Source organism: Haematospirillum jordaniae (assembly GCF_001611975.1).
Taxonomy (GTDB): Bacteria; Pseudomonadota; Alphaproteobacteria; order Rhodospirillales; family Rhodospirillaceae; genus Haematospirillum; species Haematospirillum jordaniae.
The window spans coordinates 1,259,304-1,280,308 of the sequence record NZ_CP014525.1 but is presented as its reverse complement, the minus strand read 5'-3'; the positions used below and the strand labels follow the sequence as shown (position 1 = coordinate 1,280,308).

General features: G+C 56.2%; 17 protein-coding genes and 1 tRNA gene. 4 read left to right on the top strand and 14 right to left on the bottom strand.

Translation table 11 applies throughout. The features are described from left to right. Window positions 1-156: 156 nt before the first annotated feature. The 13 genes from AY555_RS06025 to AY555_RS05960 all read right to left on the bottom strand — a co-directional run bounded on the left by AY555_RS06025 (window position 157) and on the right by AY555_RS05960 (window position 15,015). On the bottom strand, window positions 157-2,073 hold the full coding sequence (locus AY555_RS06025) for a calcium-binding protein (protein WP_066134725.1): 1,917 nt from the start codon (window positions 2,071-2,073) through the stop codon (window positions 157-159). Between the two features lie 143 nt (window positions 2,074-2,216). After that, the gene (locus tag AY555_RS06020) at window positions 2,217-3,074 is read right to left on the bottom strand and encodes a hypothetical protein (RefSeq protein ID WP_066134722.1); all 858 of its coding nucleotides are present in this window, start codon (window positions 3,072-3,074) and stop codon (window positions 2,217-2,219) included. Window positions 3,075-3,195: 121 nt separating this feature from the next. After that, entirely contained in the window at window positions 3,196-3,903 is a 708-nt protein-coding gene (locus AY555_RS06015; RefSeq protein WP_066134717.1) for a calcium-binding protein, read from the bottom strand. A 224-nt stretch (window positions 3,904-4,127) separates the two neighbouring features. Then, complete coding sequence (locus tag AY555_RS12265; protein ID WP_082811880.1) at window positions 4,128-4,814, bottom strand: calcium-binding protein; 687 nt, start codon at window positions 4,812-4,814, stop codon at window positions 4,128-4,130. Between the two features lie 151 nt (window positions 4,815-4,965). Next, the gene (locus tag AY555_RS06005) at window positions 4,966-5,697 is read right to left on the bottom strand and encodes a calcium-binding protein (protein WP_066134711.1); all 732 of its coding nucleotides are present in this window, start codon (window positions 5,695-5,697) and stop codon (window positions 4,966-4,968) included. Between the two features lie 242 nt (window positions 5,698-5,939). Further along, window positions 5,940-7,949, bottom strand: coding sequence for a calcium-binding protein (locus AY555_RS12260; protein WP_082811879.1), 2,010 nt, complete (start codon window positions 7,947-7,949; stop codon window positions 5,940-5,942). Window positions 7,950-8,128: 179 nt separating this feature from the next. Then, window positions 8,129-9,004 (bottom strand): tellurite resistance TerB family protein, encoded by an 876-nt coding sequence (locus AY555_RS05990; RefSeq protein WP_156483317.1) that lies wholly within the window; start codon window positions 9,002-9,004, stop codon window positions 8,129-8,131. Window positions 9,005-9,115: 111 nt separating this feature from the next. Beyond that, window positions 9,116-9,191: transfer RNA gene (locus AY555_RS05985), tRNA-Lys, on the bottom strand. Between the two features lie 130 nt (window positions 9,192-9,321). Continuing rightward, a complete protein-coding gene (gene rodA, locus AY555_RS05980; protein WP_066134698.1) occupies window positions 9,322-10,482 on the bottom strand; it encodes a rod shape-determining protein RodA in 1,161 nt (386 codons plus the stop codon). Beyond that, window positions 10,482-12,458: a penicillin-binding protein 2 gene (gene mrdA / locus AY555_RS05975; RefSeq protein WP_209439599.1), complete on the bottom strand. Its 1,977-nt coding sequence runs from the start codon at window positions 12,456-12,458 to the stop codon at window positions 10,482-10,484. The genes rodA and mrdA overlap by 1 nt, the downstream gene beginning before the upstream one ends. Further along, on the bottom strand, window positions 12,459-12,974 hold the full coding sequence (gene mreD / locus AY555_RS05970) for a rod shape-determining protein MreD (RefSeq protein WP_082811878.1): 516 nt from the start codon (window positions 12,972-12,974) through the stop codon (window positions 12,459-12,461). 18 nt (window positions 12,975-12,992) lie between these two features. Beyond that, window positions 12,993-13,895, bottom strand: a complete 903-nt coding sequence (gene mreC / locus AY555_RS05965; protein ID WP_066134695.1) for a rod shape-determining protein MreC — start codon at window positions 13,893-13,895, stop codon at window positions 12,993-12,995. A 79-nt stretch (window positions 13,896-13,974) separates the two neighbouring features. After that, a complete protein-coding gene (locus AY555_RS05960; RefSeq protein WP_066134692.1) occupies window positions 13,975-15,015 on the bottom strand; it encodes a rod shape-determining protein in 1,041 nt (346 codons plus the stop codon). Window positions 15,016-15,436: 421 nt separating this feature from the next. Between AY555_RS05960 and AY555_RS05955 the strand changes: the two genes are divergently transcribed. Together AY555_RS05955 and AY555_RS05950 are read left to right on the top strand one after the other, a co-directional pair. Further along, window positions 15,437-16,156 carry a hypothetical protein gene (locus AY555_RS05955; protein ID WP_066134688.1) on the top strand — a complete coding sequence of 240 codons (720 nt, stop codon included), beginning with the start codon at window positions 15,437-15,439 and terminating at the stop codon, window positions 16,154-16,156. A 63-nt stretch (window positions 16,157-16,219) separates the two neighbouring features. Further along, entirely contained in the window at window positions 16,220-17,461 is a 1,242-nt protein-coding gene (locus AY555_RS05950) for an MFS transporter (RefSeq protein ID WP_066134686.1), read from the top strand. Between the two features lie 12 nt (window positions 17,462-17,473). Here the strand turns inward: AY555_RS05950 and miaA are convergent, their stop codons facing one another. After that, complete coding sequence (gene miaA / locus AY555_RS05945; RefSeq protein ID WP_245176891.1) at window positions 17,474-18,565, bottom strand: tRNA (adenosine(37)-N6)-dimethylallyltransferase MiaA; 1,092 nt, start codon at window positions 18,563-18,565, stop codon at window positions 17,474-17,476. Between miaA and serB the strand changes: the two genes are divergently transcribed. After that, a complete protein-coding gene (serB, locus tag AY555_RS05940; protein ID WP_066134683.1) occupies window positions 18,547-19,482 on the top strand; it encodes a phosphoserine phosphatase SerB in 936 nt (311 codons plus the stop codon). The two genes, miaA and serB, sit on opposite strands and share 19 nt — an antisense overlap. A gap of 42 nt (window positions 19,483-19,524) precedes the next feature. Beyond that, window positions 19,525-20,985 carry a sigma-54-dependent transcriptional regulator gene (locus AY555_RS05935; RefSeq protein WP_066134680.1) on the top strand — a complete coding sequence of 487 codons (1,461 nt, stop codon included), beginning with the start codon at window positions 19,525-19,527 and terminating at the stop codon, window positions 20,983-20,985. The last annotated feature ends 20 nt before the right edge of the window (window positions 20,986-21,005 follow it).

The window sequence follows — 21,005 nt, the reverse complement described above, 5'->3', positions numbered from 1 at the left end:
ACACATACGACTGAAATCGCACAAAGAGCAGGTAAAAAGCTACACACGTTGCATGCTGACATATGACCATCCGGACAGATAGTCTTCACAAAAAGTCCCCGGGATTTCCCCGGGGACATAATCGTTTCTTACACGATAGCCGGATCAGAATTGCATTTATGCAAACTCTGGGGCAGGAAGAGCAAACAAACCACCGGTTATCAACGTATAGTCTGTCACGTCAGATGGCATAAGATGCACAACCCCCATCATGGTGATGGCCATTTCATGTGTCTGGACATCACCATCCACATCCCCGTACAGGGTCAATCCACTTCCATCCTGTGTTCGCTGATACCAGAGGGAATGGGCTGTCGGCGTCTGACCGGAGAAACCGAACACCTGCTCTCCCGGCTGCAGGGTGTTCGCATCAATATTCATCAAACAGATACGGTCACCATCAGCGCGGCTGAAATCAACAATAATGTCGCCAAATGTCTCGTCTAGGGACCAGTACTGGAATGCATCAGATGACTCCCCACCGGTCAGGGTATCGGCCCCTTGCCCCCCTGTCAGATAGTCAACGCCATCTCCGCCCTTCAGGCGATCGTTCCCGTCGCCTCCCACTAGGTGATCGGAGCCATCACGCCCGACAAGAAGATCATCGCCACCGCGACCATAGATCCTGTCATCCTCCGAACCACCAAACAGCAGATTGGCATTGTCTGTGCCCAGAACGACATTACTTACGCCATCTTTGCCAACAAACGTACTGATACCTGCAAAATCAGATGTTTCCAGATCCGCAACAATCGAGCTGTCCTCAGAAAACACAAGCGTCAATGCAGAATCAAGAATATCGGCCGCCAGACTAGATGAAGGCGCATTCTGCACACGGACAGCCGCCTGCATAACCCCGCTGTCGGGCACCAGAATCGGCGAACTGTCTGAATGGCTTGTATCCGGGAGAACTGACTGATCTCCGGGCAGTAAAACATCTTTGCGCACTAGGTTATCGACACCATTCAGCCGGACCTGAAGTTCATGGGTTGATGCATCACCATCCCTGTCCACAGATAGCAGCAGGTCACCCCCATCACGGGTGAACCAGGTCGAATACGGGGTTGCGACGTCGCCTGCAAAACCAAGCCGTGGCGCCAGCCCGGAAAGATCAATACGATCACCCTCATCCTGACTGAAGTCACGGATGATATCACCTCGCACCGGGTCAAACGCTGAAAAAACAAACAGATCGGCACCGGGTCCACCGATCAGAATGTCTGCACCGATCCCACCATCCAGAATATCATCACCAAAGCCACCCGAGAGAGCATCATCACCAAAATCACCACGCATCACATTCGGCCCCGCATCGCCGAGCAAAACATCGTTACCCATGCCCCCTGTCACATTTTCGACATTGCGTACAACATCGCCCGGCACGCCACCGATCCAGACGGCACTGCTGTCCGAACCATTCAGCTCAACCCACAAAGACGGGAACTGTCCCCTGTAAAGAAGCGTATCCCTGCCCTCTCCCCCGTCCAGGATCCGATTGCCGCCAAGGCCGGTCAGGACATCATCCCCCGGTCCGCCATACAACTGGCTGTACCCGGACGCCACCAAACGGTTGTTAGCTGCGTCCCCGATCACAGTCCCCATAACAGGGAACATCAACGTAACATTCTTGATGCTTTCCATGCCGGGTACTGTCAAGTCGACCACCACCTCAGGGCTGCCAACAGATGGCTGCATGTGCATCACACGACCGCTCTGATGAATGACAAGGTCAGAAGGCAGATGCTTGGGAACACGATGGCCATAGCCAGATACATCAGCAAGAGAAGAAGCTGCCTCACCTGCACCAGAAGCCGCGACTGCGCCCCCTTCAAATTCCGGAAACACAATATTGCGCACACCGTCCTGGATCATATCACCAACTTGATCCAGAACACGCCCAGCCTCACGGCTGACATCCGGAAGCTCCATCTTCTTTACCGCATCAACACCATCCTGGATCATATCACCAACTTGATCCAAGACATCCCGACGTGCGTCCTTGTCTTTCAGAAGACGAGACCATTTGATCTTCATGGCAGATTCCCTCCTGCACCCTGATAGCTATGAATCAGAGTGCGCTTTTTTCTCCACAAATATCAACCTTAGATATTTTCTTCTCTACACAAGCAATCTTCAATAAATCAGCGAAAGCACCGTAAAACCAATAGCCACGGATACTACACAAGACCGGCCAACAGCCCTTGATCGAAGGAGAGAGGGGACATGCCCTGCAAGAAAATATTAATTTCGCAGCTGCTGAAATTCCCATCAACATCACCCCCCAGCCAGAGTGGCTTGCCGGCACCACTGACCGTATACCACAAGGCATGGGGCGCAGGTTTCTCACCGGACAGAACGAAGGGTTGCTCCCCGGGGCTGTCCTTATCTGCATCACCCAGTAAGGCGATCTTCAGCTCCATCGAGACACGCATTTTCTCGGCCACAGAGCGCGCAAGAGGTACGCCATGCCCCTCGAATGCGTTCGACGCAAAGACATACATGCCCGTTTTCTGATGATCTACAAGCGCAGACAGAAGCGTAACGGAATCAGAAGACGTTGCTTCGGCATAGCTGTAGAACCAAGCTGACCCATAATGATCAACGATAAGAAAAAGGGGGGACGGAACCGTTTCCGGTATTTCGATAAACCCCTGAACCTCTGGTCCGGACTCCGGGTCTTTCAAAGGATAAAAAATATCATTCATAAACAGGTTAACTTCCTGGGTCTCCACATTCCCATCCGTGTCCCCCCTGAGGGCGATAATCCCGTTTGATTCATCCAGCCACAGGGACCAAGGAAAAGAATCAGAGCCACTGAAAAATAACCCCTCCCCCGTACCAGAAAGATGAAAGGCCTGACCGTCATCGGTATGAAAGTCTGTGACAATGTCATCACCGCCATACCCCTCTGTCACATAAGACAACTGGTCCGGTACAGACGTATGCAACGTAAGATCAAGCATCGCATCGACAAAGCCCTCAATATCCATCGGGTCTGCGGCATGGACAAACGGGCGTTGTGCATCATGTGTCATAGTATTCCCCCTTCATACGGTTTCTGACCGCAACAGCACCTCCCTCTACATCATCCAGAACAAGGATGCAGAGCGATAGCCAACGGTGTAAAAAGAAACCGAAGATAACAATCTTCAGGGGCTAGGCAATCCCATATTGAAAGACAACATCGGAGGACTGTAATTCGCTTACGCCTCGTAGAACGATCTGTATTTCCTGCGTGTCCACATGTCCGTCCGTGTCCCCCAGAAGGGTAAGATCCTTGCCATCGTCGGAAACACAGTACCACATGGCATTGGCTTCCGGCTCTGTTCCGTGAAAAGCCAAGGGCAAGGGGTGCTCGGGATCGGGCTTGAATCCATCCTGAACAGACGCCGGCAAAAGGGTGTCCGCAAACACAAACTGAATAACGTCCCCCTGATCGTGACTGAAGTCTGTGATGATATCCCCCCGGGTTTCAGACACGCTGCTGTACAGGAAACGGTCAGCACCCGCACCACCGGTCAACAGGTCAGCACCCGAACCGCCGGCCAGCGTATCACGACCCGGGCCACCATCCAGAACGTCAGACCCACCACGACCACGCAGCCAGTCATCACCATCCATCCCCTGCAACCGATTGGGGCGCCTGTCCCCGGCCAAGCTATCCGGAGCATTGCCCCCGATCACACCCGATGCATAACGGACTGTTGATACCTGCTCTCCCCCAACGAAGACAGGGGTCGGAGCGCCCTCCTCCAACGAAACAACAACAGATCTGTCGGCACCGCTGTAATCCAGCACCTTGTTCTTGGAAGAATATCTCCATGTTACTTCGGCAGCGGCCAAAGGGCTTGGCAAGGAACGCATGGTGCCTCACATGATAGTCGAGGGAAGATCGCGAGCAGATGCTACACCCCTTGATTGTATTTACGCAAGTACCAAGCTGGCTGGGAACAACCAACCCCTTGGACACAGGCTTCTTTATTTGGCTGTAAAGAAATGAGTTCAGTACAAACAAAGAGAACCCCCCGAATCCACGACACCATGATTCCGGGGGGCCTGTTTATATAAGAGATACGGAGGCGCGGGCCTTATACCCAGTATTCAAACACAAAGTCTGAACTCTGAAGGCTTGTCACGCCTTGCAGGGTCATGGAAATTTCATGCGTGTCAACCTGACCGTCCGTATCACCGAACAGATGCAGGTCCTTGCCATTCTCGGCAACTTGGTACCACAAGGAATGAGGTGCTTCCGCTGTCCCGTTCAAGGGCAGGGGCATAGGTTGCTCGGGATCAGGCACATACCCCGGCTTCGGGTGGTTATGGGCATACTGCTCTTCTTCCGTAAAAATGAAATTGATGATATCGCCCTGGCCATGATTGAAGTCTGTAATCACATCTCCTTGGGTATCGGATGCTCTCCAGTACACAAATTTGTCGGCACCCGGACCGCCCGTAATGGTATCGGCACCTTTTCCTCCGATCAGGAAGTCATTGCCCGAACCACCGACCAAGGTGTCGTCACCTTTACCACCACTTAGCAGGTCATCGCCACCACGCCCGACCAGAACATTGTTGTGGCTATCACCGTGAATGTTGTCCATTGCCGATCCACCGATAACATTGCGGGCTCCCTCTACCCACCCCGAGGTACGCTGCCCTTGTATCGATACATAGGACTGCTCAAGTGAAGCAACAATAGATCTACTTTCACCCGCATAATCAATTGTATCCCGTGCATTCAGGCCATACATATTCCGGATCATAAATGAACTCATTGGAGAAACTCCCAAGGTAGAGTGAACGATGACAGGGTCACAAAGACCTGCCCGCAGGACGCAGACCACCGCTCTGATTTGCAGCACAACGCCACATCAGGGATGATTTGCGGAAAAGTTGGAAAAATCAGGGCAAGGCCCGCAGAAACTCTCAGGTGTAATAGGTAAACTGGATGTCAGAGTCTTGGATATAGGTAACACCCTGAAGGTTTATCTCGACTTCATGCGTGGAAATGTCACCGTCACTATCCCCATAAAGCACTACATCCCGCCCATTTTCTGACGGCATGTACCACAAGGTGTTTGGCGCCGGCGTGGTCCCGTTCAGGGGCAAAGGCATTGGCCTTTCCGGATCCTGGACATATCCGGGCTGTGATGCCGCATAGCTGACTGAATCATCAAACGAAAACTCGATCCGGTCACCCTCTGACCGATTGAAGTCCGTAATAAGATCGCCCTTGGCGTCGGACAGGCGATGGAACCAAAACATGTCCCTTCCCGGCCCACCGGTCATAACGTCGGCACCCGGACCGGGCACAAGATAATCATTATCACAGCCACCATCCAGAACATCATCACCGCCATTACCAACCAGAATATCGCTCCCGTCCATACCCTTGAATGTGTTATCGCGGTCATCGCCCCTGATAAGGTCTTGCGAAGATCCCCCAATAACACTCTTGTCGTAACGGATGGATCCAATGCGCTCACCACCAACCATAATGGGTGATACAATACCGAACCCCTTGATATGCACAAAAATGTGCTGATCCTGATCGCTGAGATCACGGGTTCCTTCCATGATCACATGCCGCTTGTCACGGGCCAGATCACCTTCCGCGTTCAGCCCGGCTGCCCCGGAATGTTCTACCGATGCCGTCATCGTCAACATCCTTCCACGCAATACACAAAACATCCATAACGAACTGTACATAGACAATCACACCCAGTGATAGAGTCAAGGTAATTTTGACAATTAAAATCATGTAATTATTCATTAAAAAGACAAAAATATATGCATCTGGCATGGCAATGCATGGCCCGGTATCGAACAAAAAAGCAGGGCCCCGCAAGGAGCCCTGCACCAAGTCATCTGGAAGAGGGAACAGCACGCAGATACTTATTCTATGCAACAAAATCAGATTGATACAGGGATGACACACCGGGAATGGACAATGCCACCTCCCACGTTTCAACATCACCATCGCTATCGCCGATCAGGATCAGATCATCTTCATCATCCACAAGATGATACCAAAAAGAATAAGGCGTCGCTGTCGCACCAGAGAACTTAAAAGGCTGCCATCCAATGCGATCAGGGCTCGCATCAAAACGGTCGTACAGCCAAATACGGTCCCCCTGTGTACGATTGAAATCCATTATCGTATCGCCGTGCATATCCCACAGGCGGAAGTAGCCGAACATATCAGCACCAGACCCACCGGTCAGGGTATCGGCCCCTTGCCCTCCGAAAAGGAAATCATGCCCTGCACCCCCATCAAGGATATCCTCACCATCTCCTCCATACAGGGTATCATTCCCCCCCCTACCGCGAAGCACATCCCGGCCTCCCTGGCCGTCAAACCAGTTATTCCGATCATCTCCAGTCAGCTGATCATTTCCCGACCCAGCCTGTAGCTGCTCAATATTGCGCAAACTGTCCTCAACGAGGCCCCCAATACGAACATGAGCATGTGTCGACCCATTCAGGGTCACAACAACATCGCCCGTCCGATCGCTGTACAGAGCGCGATCAACCCCGATACCCCCATCGAGAGTATCATGGTCGAGACCCCCATTCAGAACATCATTGCCAGCACCGCCAAACAAAACGTCACGGCCGGCCCCACCAGACAACTGATTATCACGGTCGTTTCCGATTAGATGATCATGCCCCGCACCCGTGACAATATTCTCAACACTGCGCAGAAGGTCTTCGTGAACCCCGTTGACATAGGCGAGGCCATCACCGGAATCATTCAACAAGACATAGACAGCTGCAGTACCACGCTTGGTATACAGCGCTGTATCATCGCCCGATCCACCGTCAAGAACATCCTTTCCCTCACCGCCATCCAGCAGGTCATTCCCTTCACGCCCCATCAGGACATCATCTCCCCCATTGCCCCAGAACATATTATGGCGGGTGTCCCCAACCAAAACATCGTGCCCGTCACCACCTTCAACACACTCGATACGACGCAGCGTATCTTCAGCAACACCCCCAACGTAAACAATCGCGTCCGCGCCGTTATCAAGGCTGACAACCACGGCCTCGTTTTTCTCCCGGTAGATTGCCGTATCGCGGCCTCCTTCACCGCCATCGAGCAGATCTTTCCCCTCGCCACCGTGCAGATCATCATTCCCGCCTCGCCCACGTAGCGTGTCATCTCCCTTCCCCCCACACAGGTAATTGGGTTCATCATCGCCCACCAGAGCATCGTCCCCATCCCCGCCCTCCAGACTCTCTATATTCTTCAGGGTATCTTCCGACCGTCCCCCGACAAAGGCAACACCCTCCAGCGGCCCCCTCAGGACGGCCAGAACCGGTTCCTGCCTGTCACTATAAGACGCCGTGTCATACGACCCCAATCCGCCATCAAGCTGATCTGCCCCTGTACCACCACGTAAAATATCATGGGAAAGTGGGCTTCCGATCAGAAGGTCATCACCATGACCACCGACCAGATCCACGGCATGGTGAATCTGTTGACTGGCATCCAGAACATTGGGGACGTGCAAAGCCCCATCAACGGTCGTGATGGACGCCATGGATGCATCACGCCAGTCCACAGCAACGGGAGACGATGCCTCTGCAAGATTCAGATGACCATCGCCGGCTGTGATAACCAAACCAAGATCATCAGCTGATATACTTTTCACACCCGGAAAACGGTAACGGGCTTCAACAGTGCGCAAGTCTCCGTCGGCATCAATAAAAATATCAAGATTGTTCGCGTCACGTGAAAACCAGACCCCATACCGGAATGGATCCGGCCCACTGAACACTAATACAGAGGAAAAAGGAGACAACATAGACCTCAGGGCCTGCAGGGCATCAGACCCATTTCCTGACAAATCCACATTCTCTCTTAATACAACTTGGATAGAACGTTCTTGGTCAACAGTATGCATGTCACCCCCTCCCAAAAGAAAAGAGATGAAACCATAAGGTTAAAATAGGGGCAGGTCTATCATCATGCGGCCTTACAATACAATCATATATTGCATGAACACGTATTAATACATGATCTGTTGCGGAATAACATTTTTATACAATCAATAAAAATGAACCAATTATCATGAAAATATAATCACTGAATACTATCCTGCACAGCGACAACAAGATCAAATTCCGCAGGATTCTGGATACCATCAGCGTCCATCAAACGAACCGCAAAACGTAGCAGAGTCCGGCAGGCAGCGGCATCAGCAGCAAGGGAACGCAGTGCGCTGTCGACAGCCTCTCGCTCCGGGCGCAAACGCCGGATCCATCCGGCAAGCACGGAACAGCCATCGACAGCCAGCTCTCCCCCGCCCACTTCTATCACGTTGGCTGCATAATCAAGCATAACACCGACCTCGGCATCGTCCATTAAACCATCCGCATGGGCAAGGCCGGCCAAGACTGTCAGTCCATCCCTCAACACTTTTCCACAAGGACCAAAGGCAATCGCGCCTAAAAAAGACAGCGTCGACGCATGTGGATCCTGCACCGAGGAGACAGGCAACGTTACATCCACTCCCAATTCCGTAAAGAGGAAAAGGGCAGGATTATCGTGAACAACGCCGTCCATATCCACGACACACCGTATACGATCACATACAAACGTCCTGAGCGCCCGCCTTTCGTGACAAAAGGCTTTCCAGACAACACGCCCCCCGTCATACACCGACACCCGGCGCAGAGTGATACGACGGCTTGTCTCTTGCTCCTTGGCATCAACGTAATCAATTGCAACAGCAACGCCCACCAGCTCGATATGCCGGACGCCCTCTCCCAATACGCTGGACACCATGGTGGCATCATCGTGCACATCAACTGGACACTGGACCAGAAAGCCAGGAACAGATGGTGCATCATCCGCAGTGCGGCGCACATGGCAACATACATCATCAAGGCTCTGCATCTGCTCCTCCCACGATACAATGTCGACTGACGTATTAATCCCCCAGATTGCATCAATCAAGAAAAACAATCCATGGGCGACGCCTCGTGTGCGAGCACTCTTCATCAAACAAAACGGCAAGACCGGGAAACAAACAAAAAACCCGACCTGAAAGGCCGGGTTTTTTTGCATTGGTGGGTGCACAAGGACTCGAACCTTGGACCCGCTGATTAAGAGTCAGCTGCTCTACCAACTGAGCTATGCACCCAATAGACTGTTTTTACGGAATGACCGTTAAAACCTCCCCCTGTCGGAGAGGGGCGTTTTATAGCCCCCACCCTATGGGATGACAAGAGAAAAATACGTCCCTGCCATTCACGCGCTCTATCAGCCAGACTCTACCCATCATCAAAAGCCCCGCCACGACCAATGTGAACATCGCGGTGCACATGCACACTCATCAAAATACCAAACCCCAGCATCAGGGTAATCATGGCCGTACCGCCATAGGAAATGAGGGGCAAGGGAACTCCGACCACGGGAATTAGCCCCATCACCATGGCGGTGTTGATGAAAATGTATAAGAAGAAGTTGCACACAATGCCTATGGCCACCAGCCGCCCGAACTGATGGCGGCAACGCAGGGCAATGGCATATCCGTAGGCAATCACCAGAATATAAAGGCACAGAAGCCCTATGCCACCCAACATGCCAAACTCTTCACCCAGCATGGTAAAGATGAAGTCTGTCTGATGCTCGGGCAGAAAGTTCAAATGGCTCTGGGTTCCCTGCATATACCCCTTTCCCAACACTCCCCCGGACCCCAGGGCTATCTTGGACTGGGTAATGTGATAGCCCGCCCCGAGTGGATCACGCGAAGGATCCAAAAACGTCAGGACACGGTTCTTCTGGTAATCGCGCAACATGCTCCAAGCGACAGGAATGAAGGCCACCCCTGATACACCGCCAACAATAAAGATCCAGATCCGTACCCCGGCCGCGAACAAGAGCGCAACCGCGCCCATCATCAGCAACAGGGCGGTCCCCAGATCCGGTTGTTTGAGAACCAGAACTACCGGCGCCGCAACGATCAGCACCGGGGGCACAAGAAAGGTCAGGCTGCGCACCTCATCGTGATCCGCACCATGAAAATAACGGGCCAAGCATAGAATAACCGCAATCTTCATAATTTCCGAAGGCTGGATCTGGAAGACCCCCAGATCAATCCAGCGCTGTGCCCCCATACCAATCTCGCCGCGCACCTCCACCCCGACCAGCAAGACCAAGCCAACAGCATAAGCCACATAGGCATAACGCATGAACTGACGAATATCGATCACCGCACAGGCCAGAAGGAACAACAACCCAACCCCGAAGCGGACAACCTGTCGATCCGCCCAAGGCGACCAATCCCCCCCCGCAGCTGAATACAGCATCATGAAACCAACAGAAGCCAGCAGGACAAGCAGCAGGATCAGGGACCAGCTGACATGCCACAGTTTTTCGCCTACAGGCATGTCGCCACGCCGGCGGCGCGTGCCGGAAAGACCAAGGGACATCAGCCGCCTCTCCCGTTCTGGGTTTCAACATCCAGCGAGGGCATCTCGTCCGGTTCAACCGGGAATGATTCCTCAGAAACTGATGTAGCCTGTGCGGTTACGGGCTGTGCGGAACGCGCCGGATCCAAGCGCAGGGTTTCCGCCATGACCGAACGGGCAATCGGGGCCGCCATAGCAGCCCCCCCACCGCCATGTTCAATAACAACGGCCACAGCATAACGGGGTGTGGACACCGGTGCATAACAGACAAACAGCGCATGATCACGGCGTTCCCATGGCAGATGCTCATTCTTAATTACACCGGTTTCCCGCTCTGCCCGCGAAATGCGCCGCACTTGGGCTGTCCCCGTCTTGCCTGCCATTTCCCCAAGATCCGATGGAAGCCTGGCCCGGCGTGCGGTTCCTCCATCGGCATTCACAGCCTCCCACATCGCCCTCTGCACCAACTGCATATGGGCCGCCGGAATACCCATGTCCGGCCCCGGCGTCGGCACACGCGGCACCAAACTGCCCTGACTGTTCACAGTGACCCGCGACAGGGTTGGATGAACAGCCAATCCCCCGTTGGCAATACGGGCCGTCATCATCGCAAGCTGGAGAGGTGTTGCGGTTATATACCCTTGACCAATGGCGGCCACCACACTCTCGCCCGGGTGCCAGACATCCCCCATGACAGCCTGTTTCCAGCCACGGTCCGGTATCAGACCGGGTTTCTCCCCGGGCAGGTCAATACCGGTCAGGGTTCCAAGGCCAAAGCGACGGGCCATGTCGGCAATCCGGTCGATCCCCAGACGACGCCCCACTTCATAGAAATACACATCACAGGAATGACGAACAGACCCGACCATATCAACATGGCCATGCCCCTGCTTGCGCCAACAATGAAACTTGGCCGTCCCCAAGGTAAAGCTTCCCGGACAGTACACCGTCTGCTCAGGGCGAATGACACCGGCTTCCAGGGCTGCCAGCAAGACAATCATCTTGAAGACCGACCCGGGAGCATACTGGCCGGCAATGGGCTTGTTTGCCAAAGGCCCCTTGGGGTTACCGGTCAAGGCTTTCCACTCTTCAGCCGTAAGCCCCCGGCTGAACGCATTGGGGTCATACCCGGGCTGTGATGCCAAGGCCAGAAGCTCTCCGGTCATAACATCCATCACAACGACCGTTCCGCTTTCATCCCCGATCGCCTTGCAGGCAAAGTCCTGAATCCTAGAGTCAATGCTCAGGGCCAGCTCTGACCCGGTCTGGCCATCGACCCGCGCCAGCTCGCGAATGACGCGACCAACGGCGTTTACCTCCACCTGCAAGGTACCGCCTGTTCCGCGCAAGGCACGATCAAACTGGCGCTCGAGTCCGGCCTTTCCAATCCGGAAACCGGGCAAATCAAGCAAAGGATCCTCGGAGCCAACAAGATCCTCTTCCGAGACAGCCGCAACATAGCCCAGAACATGCGAGGCCTCGGCACCAAAAGGATAGTAACGCGCCAAACCTTCGTCGATGAAAACACCGGGCAAGTCCGGCGCATTGACCTGGATCCGGGCCATTTCCTCCCAGGTCAGATTTTCACGAACCGGCACCGGTACAAACCGGCGCTTGCGGCGCACTTCGCGCAAAACCCTTGTCTTGTCCCCCTCACCCAATGGAACAATCCGACCAAAACGGTCTAGGGTTCCGGCTAGGTCCGGTGTTTGTTCGGAAATGATCAGGGCCCGGAAGTTCTGCTGGTTCACAGCCATGGGCACGCCGAACCGATCAACAATCTGACCACGGGGAGGAGGAAGCAAACGCAGGTTGATGCGGTTTTCTTCGGCTAGGGTGGCATACTTCTCGGCCTCGACCACCTGAAGAAAATACATCCGCCCAACCAGCGTTGCCAAAAGAGCAGCCTTACCAGCTCCCAGAACAGCGATCCGACGCGTAAACAGCCGGGTCAGATCCTGTTCCCTGCGCGCTCCGCCCAGTGTACTTGAAGCCACTCAGACCTCCCGCAGAAAAGCCATCTGCAGCCGCCCGAAAATCCATGCGACCAGAGGATAAAAGGTGACGGTCATGAAGAACGTTGCCAGCGCCAGAGGCGGATCAGACACCATACCTTGGGCAAGACCGGAAAGGGCCCACCGCACAACCGTGGCAAAAGCCGCCACCACCAGAAAAGCCCACCACGTTACGATAAAAGATCGGTTGCGGAAGAAGCGTTCTTGGGTCAGCACGATCATCAGCGACAGCATCAGGGTCAGGGAACCAACCCCCAGAGGCGTTGCACCCAGAATATCTTCCAGAAGGCCAACAAAGAAAGCCGTGCCGTATCCGGTGATATCGGGCCGTTGGACACCCCAGTAATAGATACCGACCAAGGTCAGCATCGGCGATATACTGGCAAAACCCGGCACATGCGTGGGCGTGGCCTCAACCAGCATCAGGGCAAGACACAGAAAAAACGGCAGCTGGTGCCGGGCAAATATATCCAGCCTTTGCAACAGGGATGGCTGCATGTCGCTCCTCCGCGCCCCTCAGCGGTTCTTTTCTGTCCGGGACTGCCCTGCCGCACCATCAATGGACGGCGATGCAAGGTCACTGATGACATCGGATACACCATAGTCAACCACCCGGACATACTCCAGACGGTCACGCTGGTAATAAGGCTTGATACGGATCTCGCCATCGTTGACAGATGCCACGACCCCCACCGGCAAACCCGGCGGAAAAACACCGGCCACGCCTGATGTGGCCACACGATCCCCTGGCACAACCGCCATCTGCCCGCGGGAAAACATCAGACGCGGTCGGTCGGTATTATCCCCAGCCAGTATGGCGCGCTGCCGGGCATTGCCGATGGCAACGGGAATTCGGCTGTTGATATCAGTCAGAAGCAAAACGCGCGAAGCACGCCGCCCTGTTTCGATCACACGACCGACCAATCCCTCACCGGAAACAACAGCATGACCCTTTGACACCAGCTCACGGGCACCGGCCGTCACCAGGACAGAATGCGCAAAAGCACCGCCGGTATCAGCCACAACGCGTGCGGATACAAATGTCGCTTGGGGACTAGGAACAAAATGCATCAACTGACGCAGGGATTCGTTTTCTGTCTCCAGCACCCGGGCTGCTGTCTGCCAGCGCAACAAGCGCGCATTCTCGTCGCGCAAGCGGGCGTTTTCTTCCCGAATGGCCGCCAATTCGCGGATATTGGCGGTCACAGCCGTGATAAAGGACGCAGGCTGGGACATCACGTCCATGACCGGAACCAAGGCATCGGCTACCCAGATCCTGACGCTACGGACAGCAACCGTATCTGCCTTACCGACAAGCATCAGGGCAAACGACAGGACCACCAGAACGACAAAGGCAAAACGCCCGAACAAGGTGCGCAGATGGCTCAGCCGTGTTGACGTCGGCGCAGATTGCTTCACGTTCGGTCAGCCCCTGTTTGTGTTGCCGGCAGACTGTGGAAGTATAGCACAGCTTCCCGGAATAGCACGACCAGAGCGCTCAGTACATCGACGTCAACACATTGCGCAGCTTCTTCAGCTCCTCCAAGGCCCGCCCTGTTCCCAGAGCAACGCACGACAAGGGATCGTCGGCAATAGAAACCGGCAGACCGGTGGACACACGCAACACGTAGTCCAGATTCTTCAGGAGGGCACCACCGCCGGTCAGGACAATCCCCTTTTCAACGATGTCTGCAGCCAGTTCCGGAGCCGTATGCTCCAGCGCAACCTTGACTGCCTCCACAATATTGGCAACAGGTTCAGCAAGGCTTTCCGCGATTTGCCGCTCCGAAATAACCAGCTCCTTGGGGACGCCGTTCATCAGGTCACGCCCCTTGATCTCGATAGTACGTCCCTCACCCTCATAAGGGGGGCAAGCACATCCGATATCTTTCTTGATGCGTTCCGCCGATCCTTCGCCAACAAGCAGATTATGATTACGCCGGATGTAGGCGATGATCGCCTCGTCCATTTTGTCGCCACCGACACGAACGCTGCGGGCATAGACGATTCCACCCAGTGACAGCACGGCCACCTCGGTCGTCCCGCCACCGATATCAACCACCATTGATCCGGTTGGCTCGGTCACGGGAAGCCCGGCACCGATCGCGGCAGCCATCGGCTCCTCGATCAGATAGACCCTGCGGGCACCGGCGGCTTCGGCTGATTCCTGGATCGCGCGTCGTTCAACAGCCGTTGACCCGGACGGAACGCAGATGATGACCATCGGGCTGGCAAAAGAACGACGGTTGTGCACCTTGCGGATGAAGTGCTTGATCATCTCCTCCGCGACTTCAAAGTCGGCGATGACACCGTCGCGCAAGGGCCGTATGGCCTGGATATTGCCCGGCGTGCGGCCCAGCATCTGCTTGGCCTCGTCCCCGACGGCCAGAACCTGCTTCTTGCCCTTGACCTCGGCGATGGCAACCACCGACGGTTCGTTCAGAACGATACCGCGCCCCTTGACGTACACCAGTGTGTTGGCGGTACCAAGATCAATGGCCATATCGGCGGAGAGCCAGCCGGTCATCCTAGAAAGCATCTTGCCTCACTCGTCCTAAACGGGGTCGTTGCCTGGCGCCGGAAACGGCAGAACAATCTTTTGTATCGACCATCCGGGAACGCCTGTACCCAACGGCGGGGCCTGCTTTTCCCGAATGTTTGCGACATTGCTGCACACACTGTTGCGCATCGCTGTCGCATCACCGCTGCCTGTTCGCTCAAACAACAGGTGACCGTGTGTTTATCTTCTGCCGCACGGTGAAGTTCAAGGGGAAACGATGCAGCGGATCATTCTTTTTCTCGCTTTCCACACCAATATCCTCCACAGTGCCGCCGTATATTTGCTGAACAAACCTGTTTCACAGGTTATACTGCCTCGCGTTTTCGCCACTGCCGATGCCGCACAGGGATCCGACACCCTTCTGACAAATATGACTTAATACCATGCACCGGTTTATCACATGACTGCCTTGTCCATCACTCTTGCCTTGCGTCATACCCTCCAGGCGATTGCCCACGTCCCGAACCTTCTGGCGCATCTGATGCTGCCGGCATTATCGGTTGCGATCCTGTCCGCTGGAATGCGGTTCAGTTTCGAACAGGAGCACCCGGCGCTTGTAATCCCAAGCCTCTTGGAACTGTGGCTGGGGATCACACTCAGCGCCAACATGGCACGCTTGGCTGTCCTGGGGCCCGATGACCTGACAAATCCCGGTCGTGCGGCTTGGCATCTAGGCAGACGGGAACTGGTGGTTCTGGTGATGAACATGCTGGTTGCCGCTCCCTTCTTCGTCAGCTTGGCTGTATTTGGAGCCATAGGAGCAGGGTCAACCAATGCAGGCCCCGCGATGGGCGTGCTGTTCGCCTTGGCTGTCGCTAGCGGTGCATGGGTTGCCCTGCGTCTCAGCCTAGCACCGGTTGCGGCTGCGCTGGATCTTCCGGCCCCAGCCAAGGTCAGCTGGCGCACATCGGATGGCATAGTCCTGAAGCTGTTTCTGCTGGGACTGGCCTGCACACCAGTACACCTGCCATGGTTTGCTCTTCAGGTCACGACACCGGACTCAGTCATAGCTGGAATGCTGGCAGGTATCCTGCAGGTCATGGCCATGACATTCTGCTGGCTGGCCTTGGGGTTTGCTTTCCGGCAGGTCCGGGACCGGGAGGAACAGACAGTATCCTGACAGCATGGCGTGTGCCTCGGGCATGCGCCTGCGACCTTAAATACCATCACAAGGGGGCCTGTTTTGGGGCATAAGACCATACTCAGCCTGGCGGGAATCTATCTCGTCATTTTCATCGACAGCCTAGGGGCCAGCCTGATCATCCCGATGCTGACCCCCATAGTCCATAACCCGGATATTGGGTTGATGGAATCCGGAACCGAACCGTATCGCAATATCCTATACGGCGTGGCTCTGGGGGCCTTTTCCTTGGCCATGTTTTTTGGCTCCCCCCTGCTTGGTTCGCTGTCAGACAGCTTGGGGCGCAAAAAGACTCTACTGATCTGCTTGGCCGGTCTGGCCGCCAGCTATAGCCTGATGACCTTTGCCATCATGCTGAAAAGTGTGTGGCTGTTCATTGGTGGGCGGCTGGTCGGTGGGTTTTTCTCCGGCAGCCTGCCGGTTGCCCAAGCTGCCATTATTGATGTCACCGAACCGGATCACCGCGCCCGCTTTATTGGCTACATCATGTTTGCAGTCTCCTTGGGGTATGTGATTGGCCCTCTGGTTGGCGGGTGGTTGAGCAATCCGGATATTGCGCAGTGGTTCAGCCTGACAACGCCATTTGTATTTGTTGCCGTCCTGTCCGTGATCAACCTGCTGGCCCTGCTGCTAACCTTCAGGGACAGCGTCCATACAGGGCCCAACCGTGTACCCTACCAGAACCCGGTTCGTACCCTTGCCGATGCCTTCCGTTCCGACAGCGCCCGCACCTGCTGTATCCTGCTGCTGTTCATGCTGGTGGGGTGGAACACCTTTTTCCAGTTCATCGGCCTGTTTGTCACTCTAGAGCGGAACTTTGACCCACAGACGGTCAGTCATCTGGTTGCCTGGGCCGGTTTCGGCCTGGCCGTGTCCTTTGTGGCTCTGGTGGGCTTGGCCCTGAAATACATGAAGCCTGCCACCATGGTCTCACTGGCCCTGTTCCTCATGGCTCTGTGCATCGGGGGGGCTCTGTTTGTCTCCCACCCCTATGCACAGTATGCCCTGGCCACCATCGGGGCCTGTGGCTTCGGCCTGTCCTACAGCGGGCTGATGGCACGCCTGTCCGCCAGTGTCGATGCAGACCGGCAAGGCTCCATCATGGGGTTGGCTGCGGCGATTGCGGCCTTCAGTGCCGGCTTCTCGGCGTTCTCTTTCGGGGCCATGGCCAATATCAGCCCCGGCGCCCCCCTTGCAGCGGCACTGGCTTGCGTTGTACTGGCCCTGTTGCTGAGCTGCCGGCCATCGCTGGACCCTGCGGCAACCCTCCAGAGCCAACCGTAAGCCCGCCCCGGGTTACAGCCCGGCCAACAGACCTGTAGCCTGCTCGCACCACTGTCGGGGATCCTCCCCCGACAGGCGCAGGGTTGCCGGCAATTGATGCCGGAACCAGGTGACCTGCCGCTTTGCAAAGTTGCGGGTCGCCTGTTGGGCTGCATCAATCGCTTCTGCTTCCGACATTACCCCATGCAGCAAGGCCCGCAGTTCCGGCACACCCAGTGCCTTCAGGACCAAGGCATCGGCAGGCAGCCCCATGGCATCCAGAGCCTGCACCTCGTCGCGCGCCCCCTGCTCCAGCATCTGCACAAAACGCAGGTCACAGCGCTGGTAGAGCCACGGACGTGCCGGATCCAGAATGATGGTCAGGACATCCGCGTCGACAACCGGTACCGGTGGCTCTTTCTGCCATGCGGTGATGGAGCATCCGGTTGCCTCCAGAACCTCCAGCGCCCGGATTTGCCTCTGGGTGTCCCCCACCGACAGGCGGGCTGCTGTCACAGGATCCCGCTCTGTCAGCAGGGCATGAAAGGCAATATTCCCGATGTCGTCCATCAGCGCCCGGGCCTGCACCCGCACATCCCATGGAACATCCGGTATCGGCGACAACCCATGCACCAAGGCACGCAGGTACAAACCCGTTCCGCCGGTGACAACCGGCAGGATACCCTGCTCCCGGCATCGGGCAATATCCTGCGCCGCCATATCGGCCCAGCGCGCTGCCGAACACACTTCGTCTCCACCAAGAACACCATACAGGCTGTGGGGAACGCTTTGCTCCTCTTCCACAGTCGGGCGGGCCGTGACCACGCGCAGTTCGCGGTACACCTGCATGGAATCCGCATTGATGACGCAGCCGCCAAAGCGGCGGGCCAGATCCAGGGCCAAGGCAGACTTGCCGCTGGCTGTTGGCCCAGCCACTACCACCATGGCCCTATCACGCTGCACAGAACCCAATGCGTCAATTACCCTTGCCAACTGTCTTTCCTGCCCCGTAATACCAGTATCCGGACGACAAACCGCAGCAACAACCCCGGCTTCCGCGCCGGCATTCTGACCGCCTGTTCTCTTCCTTGCAAGGGCTGCCAAAAATGGATTGTACACTGACACTCATCGCCCCCGAAGCCGGTCAGTTGAGCCCGGATATGGTAGACGCCGCGCGCGCTGCCCTGCGCAGCCGCCATGCCGAAACCGGGCGCCCGGAATGGCTGGCAACGGAAGAAGCCTGCGACATTCCCTTTGGCGCCATCGACCCCAGCCTAGCTGATGCTGCCGTTCGCCACGCCCTGCAGGGTTGCCAGCTTGACTGCATCAGCCAGCGTACGGAACACCGCCGCAAGATGCTTCTGGTCGCCGACATGGACTCCACCATCATTACCGGGGAAACTCTGGATGATCTGGCCGCCTTCGCCGGTGTCAAAGACAGGATCACGGCAATCACGGCCAAAGCCATGCGGGGCGAACTGGACTTCGAGGCTGCCCTGGAAGAACGCGTGGCCATGCTACGCGGCCTGCCAGTCAGCACACTGGAACAGACATGGCAGGCCATCACCCTGACCCCGGGTGCCCGCGCACTGGTACAAACCATGCGGGACCACGGGGCCTATTGCCTTTTAGCTTCGGGAGGATTCACGTTTTTCACAGAACGGGTTGCCCGGGCCTGTGGCTTTGACGAACACCAAGGCAATACCCTTGAGCTGGACGGGCAAACCCTGGCCGGAACCGTCGCGTACCCGATCCTGAATCAAGGAACCAAGCTCCGCCTGCTGATGGAACGGGCCGGCGCACGGCGCATCCCCCTCAGCGCCACCGCAGCAATCGGGGATGGTGCAAACGACATTCCCATGCTGAAAGCCGCCGGCCTTGGCATTGCCTGGCGGGCAAAGCCCCTAGTCCACAGCAGCACGGCGTTCCGGCTGGATTACTGCGACCTGACCGGGCTGTTGTATGCCCAAGGGTATTGCAAGGACCAGATACAGGAAAACAGCAACCCCGGTTGCGAAGCGACCCTCACTGATATAGCGTGACAGGTGGGATTGAACAGGGAACCGGGGGGCGACCGCATATCCATGAAAGCCGGGATACTCATCGTTGAAGATGATCCCCTGATGGCGGAACGCTATGCCGGTGATCTTGCGGCATGGGAAACCCGTGTGGCCGAAACCGGCAGGCAGGCCATGGATATCCTGTCACAATCCCCACCAGATGCCGTGGTTCTGGATGTCAACCTTCCAGATATGAACGGGCTTGAAATCCTGCGCCATATTCGTGGCAACGGCATGCCGTGTGGCGTCGTGGCTGTGACGTCACAAGCCTCAGTTCGTCTGGCTGTCGAGGCTCTCCAAGCCGGGGCCGACGACTTTCTGGTCAAACCCTTCCCACCTGAACGCTTGCAGGTCACAGTCGGCAATGTCATTGCCAAACAGAAGCTCAGCACAAAGGTTGAGCAGCTAACCGAACAGCTCCAGCCTGAACCACCGGGGCAATGGGGTGGGTTTATCGGGTCATCGGCCGCCATCCGGGGCGTATACCGGATGATCGAGGCCGCAGCCCCCTCACGCGCCACCGTCTTTATCACCGGCGAAAGCGGCACCGGCAAGGAACTCTGCGCGGAAGCCATCCACAGGGCCAGCCCACGCCGCAACGGGCCGTTTGTGGCTGTCAACTGCGCCGCCATCCCCCGGGACCTGATGGAAAGCGAGCTGTTCGGGCACCTGAAAGGGTCTTTTACCGGGGCCATCGCCACCAGGGACGGTGCCGCAAGCCAGGCTGACGGCGGCACGCTGTTCCTGGACGAGATCGGGGAAATGGACATCAACCTTCAGGGAAAGCTGTTGCGCTTTCTCCAGACGGGAATGGTCCAGAAGGTCGGTGCCGACAAGGCGCAAAAAGTTGACATTCGTGTTATCTGCGCCACCAACCGCGATCCCCTGAAAGAAGTGGAGGAAGGACGGTTTCGCGAAGACCTGTACTATCGGCTGCACGTGATCCCGATCCATCTGCCTCCCCTGCGGGAACGGGACGGCGATGCGCTGGAAATTGCCCAGGCCCTGCTGCTGCGCCTGGCGGCCGAGGAAAACAAACCCTTCCGCCGCATTGCCCGCCCGGCCGCCTTGGCGATTGCCGGGCATGACTGGCCCGGGAACGTGCGACAGCTGGAAAACGTTTTGCGCAGCGCCATTGTCCTGCATACGGGGGAAGAGCTTATCCTAGACATGCTCCCCGAACAGCTGCAGGCTGAAGCAAAGGCAAACCCCGGACCAGCCGCCCTGGCCATTCTGGGGAATACTGTTGCCGCCACATCCAGTGCACTGAAAGCAGCGATCCTGCACAATCACGATGCAGGCCATCCTGATGCAGGCAATGGTCCGGGTCATCTGAAGCCTCTGTGGCTGATCGAGAAAGAGGCAATTGAGTCCGCAATCCATGTGTGCGGGGGCAACATCCCGCGTGCTGCCGCGCTGCTGGAGATCAGCCCGTCCACCATTTATCGCAAAAAGATCAGCTGGGCCGAGAAACAACCGAATTAAGGGGACAGGTACCCAGCGCT